At 62.9% G+C, this 6,640-nt stretch carries 6 protein-coding genes and 1 tRNA gene; 2 read left to right on the plus strand and 5 right to left on the minus strand.

Annotation, left to right across the window (positions count from 1 at the left end; all coding sequences use genetic code 11):
• Nucleotides 1-37 precede the first annotated feature (37 nt).
• Nucleotides 38-1,537: an arylsulfatase gene (locus AC2FL1_RS08105; RefSeq protein WP_496823639.1), complete on the minus strand. Its 1,500-nt coding sequence runs from the start codon at nucleotides 1,535-1,537 to the stop codon at nucleotides 38-40.
• Nucleotides 1,538-1,732: 195 nt separating this feature from the next.
• Between AC2FL1_RS08105 and AC2FL1_RS08110 the strand changes: the two genes are divergently transcribed.
• Complete coding sequence (locus AC2FL1_RS08110) at nucleotides 1,733-2,407, plus strand: Crp/Fnr family transcriptional regulator (RefSeq protein WP_496876572.1); 675 nt, start codon at nucleotides 1,733-1,735, stop codon at nucleotides 2,405-2,407.
• 82 nt (nucleotides 2,408-2,489) lie between these two features.
• Here the strand turns inward: AC2FL1_RS08110 and AC2FL1_RS08115 are convergent.
• Nucleotides 2,490-2,566 (minus strand) — tRNA-Arg (locus AC2FL1_RS08115).
• Nucleotides 2,567-2,663: 97 nt separating this feature from the next.
• Between AC2FL1_RS08115 and AC2FL1_RS08120 the strand changes: the two genes are divergently transcribed.
• Complete coding sequence (locus AC2FL1_RS08120) at nucleotides 2,664-4,151, plus strand: fused MFS/spermidine synthase (RefSeq protein WP_496876573.1); 1,488 nt, start codon at nucleotides 2,664-2,666, stop codon at nucleotides 4,149-4,151.
• Between the two features lie 100 nt (nucleotides 4,152-4,251).
• Here AC2FL1_RS08120 and AC2FL1_RS08125 read toward each other — a convergent pair whose 3' ends face one another.
• From AC2FL1_RS08125 to AC2FL1_RS08135, 3 genes are read right to left on the minus strand one after another with little or no spacing between them, the layout of a single operon-like run.
• Nucleotides 4,252-5,472, minus strand: coding sequence for a cysteine desulfurase (locus AC2FL1_RS08125; protein ID WP_496876574.1), 1,221 nt, complete (start codon nucleotides 5,470-5,472; stop codon nucleotides 4,252-4,254).
• Nucleotides 5,465-6,052 carry a Yip1 family protein gene (locus tag AC2FL1_RS08130; RefSeq protein ID WP_496876575.1) on the minus strand — a complete coding sequence of 196 codons (588 nt, stop codon included), beginning with the start codon at nucleotides 6,050-6,052 and terminating at the stop codon, nucleotides 5,465-5,467. The genes AC2FL1_RS08125 and AC2FL1_RS08130 overlap by 8 nt, the downstream gene beginning before the upstream one ends.
• Nucleotides 6,049-6,534, minus strand: a complete 486-nt coding sequence (locus AC2FL1_RS08135; RefSeq protein ID WP_496823649.1) for a YIP1 family protein — start codon at nucleotides 6,532-6,534, stop codon at nucleotides 6,049-6,051. Before AC2FL1_RS08135 ends, AC2FL1_RS08130 begins: the two co-directional genes overlap by 4 nt.
• Nucleotides 6,535-6,640: the final 106 nt, after the last annotated feature.

The following is a 6,640-nucleotide window of genomic DNA, read 5'->3' on the forward strand; positions in this document are numbered from 1 at the left end:
CGGCGGGAATACACCCGCCGGCCCTGATGGTATCAGATCAGTTCGAACTGGTGTTCGATGTCAGTTTCTCCAGCGCGGCACCCAGGTTGAAGCTGCCCGGCGACTGGCGCGGTGGGTAGTCCTTGTAGGTTTCCAGATGCTGGGTCACGAAGGCCACCGCCGGCAGCACCATGAACGCCCGGTCGAACCGCCACATGTCGTAATTGGCCGACTCATGATCCGCCCGCTCGAACGGGTCGCCCAGCAGATCGAACAGCTTGGGCAGGCGCAGTTCAAAGAACGGTTCCTGCCAGACCTCGAAGCCGTGGCCGCGCTGCTCCAGGAACACCATTTTCCAGCGGCCATAGCGCAGGTTGGCCAGATCGCCGTCATCGGTCCAGTAGAAGAACTCCTTGCGCGGGCCTTCCTCGACCTCGCCCGAGAAATAGGGCAGAAGGTTGTAGCCGTCGAGATGCACCTTGTATTCGCGCCCGATCGCGCTGTGACCGGTCAGAAGCTTGTCCTTGACATCGGTCTCGCCCACGGCCGCGAGGATGGTCGGCAGCATGTCCTCGTGCGAGAAGATGTCGTTATAGATGGTGCCCGGTTCGATGACGCCCGGCCACTTGATCAGGGTCGGCACACGATATCCACCTTCCCAGTTCGAGTTCTTCTCGTTGCGGAAGGGGGTAGTGCCGCCGTCCGGCCAGCTGAACACCTCGGCCCCGTTGTCCGAGGAATACATGATCACCGTGTTGTCAGCGATGCCCAACTCTTCGACCTTGTCGAGAACCTGGCCCACGTGACCGTCATGCTCGACCATGCCATCAGCATAGATACCCAGCCCGGTGACGCCATCGGATTCCGGCTTCAGGTGGGTGTTCACGTGCATCCGGGTGGTGTTGTACCACAGGAAGAACGGCTTGTCGGCGGCCACCGCGCGTTCCATGAAGTCGATGGCCGAGGCAGTCACCTCTTCGTCCACCGTCTCCATCCGCTTCTTGGTGAGCGGGCCGGTATCCTCGATTTGGCCATCCGAGGTTGCGCGAATGACGCCGCGCGGGCCGAAATTCTCGCGGAAACCGGGGATCTTGGGATAGTCGGGGTGTTCCGGCTCTTCCTCGGCATTCAGGTGGTAGAGATTGCCAAAGAACTCGTCAAAACCATGATTGGTCGGCAGATGCTCATCCAGGTCGCCCAGGTGGTTCTTGCCGTATTGGGCGGTCATGTAGCCGTGATTCTTGAGCAGGCCCGCGATGGTCGGGTCCTTCTCGGACAGACCTTCCTTGGCGCCCGGCAGCCCGACCTTGAGCAGACCGGTCCGCAGCGGGCTTTGCCCGGTGATGAAGGCCGCGCGCCCGGCGGTACAGCTCTGCTGGCCGTACCAATCGGTGAACAGCGCGCCCTCGGAGGCGATCCGGTCGATATTCGGCGTCCGATACCCCATCATGCCCCGGTTATAGGCTGACGTGTTCATCCAGCCCACGTCATCGCCCCAGATGATCAGGAAATTTGGTTTCTGATCCTGCGCGATCGCGAAACTTGGCGCGATCGCCATCGCTAGTGCAACTGCGGCCTGCACCGCTCGTTGCCTCATCCTCAATGTGGCAGCCACGAACCTTCTCCTTTTTGAACTGACCGGATGTCTCAAAATGGTATCAAGAAACGAATGTAGAAAAGTATCAATTGATTGCTTCGTGAAAATTCTCTCTTATTTTCTGAGGGTAACGGAACACCTCAAGGAGGGCTCATCATGCCTGTCGATCCGGCTCTCTTTGGAGACAGCGGGTGGTTCGCCGCGAGTCCCGAGAGCCTGCGCGACGCACTGGTAACAAGGGGTCAGTGGCGAAAATACGCGCCGGGGCAACGGGCCACGGGGGATGTCGAGGCGCCGCAGGCCGGTATGTTCGGTGTCTATCAGGGGACCTTCGACATCAAGACTCCGCGCGCAGACGGCGAACTGGTCACTTTTCATTCCCTTTCCCGCGGGCACTGGATCGGCGATATCTCGATCCTGTCGGAGCAAAACCAACTTGCCGTGATGGAGGCACGAGTCGCATCCGAAGTTCTGTTCGTTCCGGCCCCGGTGGTTCTCGACATCGTTGCACGAAATCCAGCCCATTATCGCGATTTCTACCGGCTGACCCGGCGCAACATGAACATCGCGATCGAGGCGCTGATCGGTCTGGTCGCCTCGGGCGCAAATCACAAGATCGCCTTTCGCCTGCTCCAGTTTGACCGCATGAATTGTGTTCCCGGCGGATGGTTCGACATGTCCCAGAATGATCTGGCCGAGATGCTTGGCCTGTCCATCGCCTCGGTCCGTCGCGGGTTGACAGAACTCGCCAGAGCAAATGCGATAGAACTGGGCTATGCCCGGATGCGTGTTCACAGGGCTAAGCTGGCTTCGTGGATCGAAACAAACTGACGCCGGGGGGAACCTGTTCCAATCCGCTATACCGCCTTGCGGTTCAAAGCGTTGGCTCGGGCATCAACAAAAGGGTTTTATATGGCGCACCCGAGAGGATTCGAACCTCTGGCCTCTGCCTTCGGAGGGCAGCGCTCTATCCAGCTGAGCTACGGGTGCCTGTGACCCGGGCTATACGGTATCGCCGCGGCCTCTGCAATCGTCAATCTGAGGATTTTTCTTGCCTTTGCCGCAACAGCTTCGCCAAATGCGCGGCATGGCTCGTACCCCCTCCCTGATGTTGCTGATCCTGCTGCAGGTCATTGTTTCCGCCGCTTCGCTGGTGGTCGAGATCGTGGCAGGCCGCATGCTGGCGCCCTATGTGGGCATGTCGCTTTATACGTGGACTTCGGTCATCGCGGTGGTGCTGGCAGGGTTTTCTTTGGGGCATTGGATCGGTGGTATCCTGGCCGAGCGTCCTGCCGCACGCGCACTGCGGCTGACTGGCTGGATACTTGTCGCAGCCGCCCTCACCACCGCCGTTGCGACGCTTCTTTTGCGCAGTCTTTCGGAGCCGGTGCTGGAACTGGTCGCACATCCGGTCTGGGGCATCGCGGCGCTGACGCTGGCAGTGTTCTTTCTGCCCTCCTGCTTTGCCGGGGTGCCCGCACCGGTATTGGCCGCGCTGTCGGTGCAGCGCAGCTCGGGCGCGGGCCGCGCCCTGGGGGCGATGTTTGCCGCCGGGGCCATCGGCGCCATTGCCGGAACCTTGCTGGCGGGGTTCGTTTTCATCTCCTGGCTTGGTTCGTCGCTCACGCTTATGGCGGTGACGGCGGTTTATGCCCTGTCGGCGCTGCTCTGTTTCCGCATCGGCGGCGGGCGATGGCTGGCACCTCTCGTGGCGCTGGGGTTGGTTCTGGCGTTAGCCGTGGCGGCGCTGGCTGCGCCCGATCCCTGCAGCCGCGAAAGCCGCTATTACTGTATTCGCGTCATCGAGTTGGGCACGCCCGAGGCGCCCGAGCGCCTGATGGTGATCGACCATCTGGGCCACGGGATCAGCGCCCGCGATGCGCCGCTGACCATGTATACCGACCATGCCGCCATGCTGGATGCGCTGGCCCGTATCCGAGCGCCGCGCCCCGATTTCTCGTCCTTCTTCATCGGCGGCGGGTCCTACTCGATCCCGCGCGCCTTTGCGCTGCGCGGTACCGGCCCGCGCGTGGTGGCCGAGATCGACCCCGAGGTGACACGCACTGCCGCCGAACAATTCTGGTTTGATCCGGCGAGCGCCGAGATCCTGCATGAGGACGCCCGCCGGGCGCTGCTGACCCGGACCGAGCGGCGCTATGACGTGATCCTGGGCGATGCCTTTACCGATGTGGCGGTGCCCGCCCATCTGGTGACGCGTGAATTCTTCGAACTGGCGCGCGACAGGCTGACCCCCGAAGGCACCTATCTGATGAACGTGATCGACTATCAGGATCGTTTGCAGGCACTGGCCGCGCTGGTGCATACGCTGGGCACAGCCTTTCCCATGGTCGAGGTCTGGACCAGCACCACCCCACCGCCACCGGGCGAGCGTGCGGTCTTTGTCCTGGTCGCGGGCAGCAGCCCCACCCCGCATTCCCGTTTCGTCACCCGCGCCCCCGAGCCCACCGAATATGGCGCGCTCGCCCCGGACTGGGTGGCTCAACTGGCCACCATGGGCACGCTGCTGACTGACGACTTCGCGCCGATCGACCGGCTGATCGGCCGCCCCGACTAAGCCCCTTCATTCCGCCGAAAATACTCCGGGGGGAGGTGACAAAATTCGACGAATTTTGTCAGCGGGGGCAGAGCCCCCCGACGCCCTTGCCAATCGACGATCAGGCAAACAATTCATGCGCAAGTTCCAGAGCCTCGATCAACGTGTCCACCTCGGCGCGGGTATTGTAGAGGCCAAAGCTCGCCCGGCAGGTCGCGGTCACACCCAGATGTTCCATCAGCGGACCCGCGCAGTGATGGCCCGCGCGCACTGCGACACCCTTCTTGTCGAGGATGGTCGAAATGTCATGGGCATGTGCCGCTCCGTCCAGCGTGAAGGAAAAGATCGCCGCCTTGCCCGGCGCATGGCCCTGCACGTTCAGCCAGTTCAGCCCGGCAAAGCGGCTGGCCGCATAGTCGCGCAACCCGGCCTCATGGGCGGCGATGTTCTCCATCCCCAGCGCCATCATGTAGTCCAGCGCCACACCCATGCCGATGGTCTGTACGATGCCGGGCGTGCCGGCCTCGAACTTCATCGGCGGGTCGTTATAGATCACCGTATCCTTGGTGACCTCCTTGATCATGTCGCCGCCGCCCAGGAACGGGCGCATCTCGGCCAGTCGCTCGGCCCGGGCATAGATCGCGCCCGACCCCGAAGGACCATAGAGCTTGTGCCCGGTGATGGCGTAGAAATCGCAACCCAGATCCTGCACATCGACCGGCATATGCACCGCGCCCTGCGACCCATCGACCAGTACCCGGACGCCCTTGGCCCGGGCGCCCACGCAGATGGATTTTACATCGACAACGGTGCCCAACACGTTGGAACACTGGGTGATCGCCACCAGTTTTGTCCGAGGGCCGATCGCGTCCAGCACCGCCTGAGGATCCAGCGACCCGTCGGCTTCCGGGTCGACCCATTTCAACACCACACCCTGCCGTTCGCGCAGGAAATGCCAGGGCACGATATTGGCGTGATGTTCCATGGTCGACAGCACGATTTCGTCGCCTGCCTGCATAAGCGGCATCGCCCAGCCATAGGCGACCATGTTGATCCCCTCGGTGGTGCCCGAGTTCAGCACGATCTCGTCCTCGGAACCCGCGTTCAGGAACCGCGCAACGATGCCGCGCACCGCCTCGTATTTCTCGGTCGCGAGATTGGACAGGAAATGCAACCCGCGATGCACATTGGCATATTCCTCGGCATAGCCACGGGTCACCGCGTCGATCACCGCCTGCGGTTTCTGGGCCGAGGCGCCGTTGTCGAGATAGGTCAGCGGCTTGCCGTTCACCTGGCGGGACAGGATCGGAAAATCGGCGCGGATACGGTCGACATCATACATAGGGGGTCGCTCCGGGGATTGGCCCTCCGACGAAGGACAACAGGACAAGTACGCCAACGGCGATGGCCAGAACCGACAGGATCAGCACCGCCGCCGCACGCATGAGGGAGTTCAGGCGATGCGCCTGATCGATGAAATGCAGGGTGACATACAGCGCCACCAGATTGGCAGCCAGCGCCAGCAATGCCGACAACAGCGGTACGGTCAGCGCCAAGAGCAGGGTGGCGGCCTGCACCACCACCAGCACCAGCTGGATCCAGACCATAACCGCCATCACGTCCCAGAAAGAGCCCTCGCCACCCAGCAGCCGCCCAATCCGGTGGATCGCCGCGATGGTCAGCACCAGCCCGCCGCCCATCAGCGCGCCGTAGCCCACCACGGATTGCGGAATGCCGGGCATGGCCATCGCGCCAAAGGCCATGTTGGACAGCCCATGCATCAGGCTGGCCAGCGCGACCGAGAGGGCCAGCGAAAGCCACAACACTTCGCGTCCGGGCTCGCGGTCCAGAATCACCCGCGCCGCATTGGCCGGATCGGTCACGGTAAGGGCGGCCAGCGACCGCAGCTCGGCAGATGTCATGGGGTGGGCCTCTGAGCTTCTCTGAGATTGGTTAGCCAGAACCAGGCAAAGACCGCAACCCATATCAGGCCGACCACGCTCAAAGCAGGGCCGGGCCCGATGAACCCGGCCACCAAACCGTTCAACAGCACCAGCGGGGTCGAGGCCAAGAGCGACCAGAACAGCGCCAGCCGCGCGCCATAGGCACTACCCTGCCCGCCCAGCACGCGCGCGACCCAATGGGACACAAGTGCGATGACATAGAAAAGCAGCGGTAGCAGGAACACACTGCCCAGCAGCGCGCCGCCCATCAGCATGTTCAGATCCGCCTGTTCCAGATGCGCCCGCCGCGCCAGCGCCGGCATTTGCGCGACAAAGGCGATGACGCAGAACGCCATCACAAAGGCCAGCGCGCGATCCTCGCGCTGGCCCATGTCCAGCAGGTGACGCATCACCCGCGCCGGCCCGCGATAGCTGGCCGCGATATCGCTGGTGACCGGCATCAGGCCCGCCGCGCCAGCCAGCCTTCGAGTCGTGAGACGATATCGGCGGCCAGAGCCTCGTCCTCGATCTCTTCGACGGCCTCTGCCAGAAAGGCGAGCGTCAGCA

Source organism: Ruegeria sp. YKSF070, assembly GCF_059612725.1.

Excerpts from the sequence above, each read along its gene's own strand:
- AC2FL1_RS08120 (WP_496876573.1), top strand. The coding sequence starts at position 2,664 with ATGGCTCGTACCCCCTCCCTGATGTTGCTGATCCTGCTGCAGGTCATT.
- AC2FL1_RS08110 (WP_496876572.1), top strand. The coding sequence starts at position 1,733 with ATGCCTGTCGATCCGGCTCTCTTTGGAGACAGCGGGTGGTTCGCCGCG.
- AC2FL1_RS08125 (WP_496876574.1), bottom strand. The coding sequence starts at position 5,472 with ATGTATGATGTCGACCGTATCCGCGCCGATTTTCCGATCCTGTCCCGC.
- AC2FL1_RS08135 (WP_496823649.1), bottom strand. The coding sequence starts at position 6,534 with ATGCCGGTCACCAGCGATATCGCGGCCAGCTATCGCGGGCCGGCGCGG.
- AC2FL1_RS08105 (WP_496823639.1), bottom strand. The coding sequence starts at position 1,537 with ATGGCGATCGCGCCAAGTTTCGCGATCGCGCAGGATCAGAAACCAAAT.
- AC2FL1_RS08130 (WP_496876575.1), bottom strand. The coding sequence starts at position 6,052 with ATGACATCTGCCGAGCTGCGGTCGCTGGCCGCCCTTACCGTGACCGAT.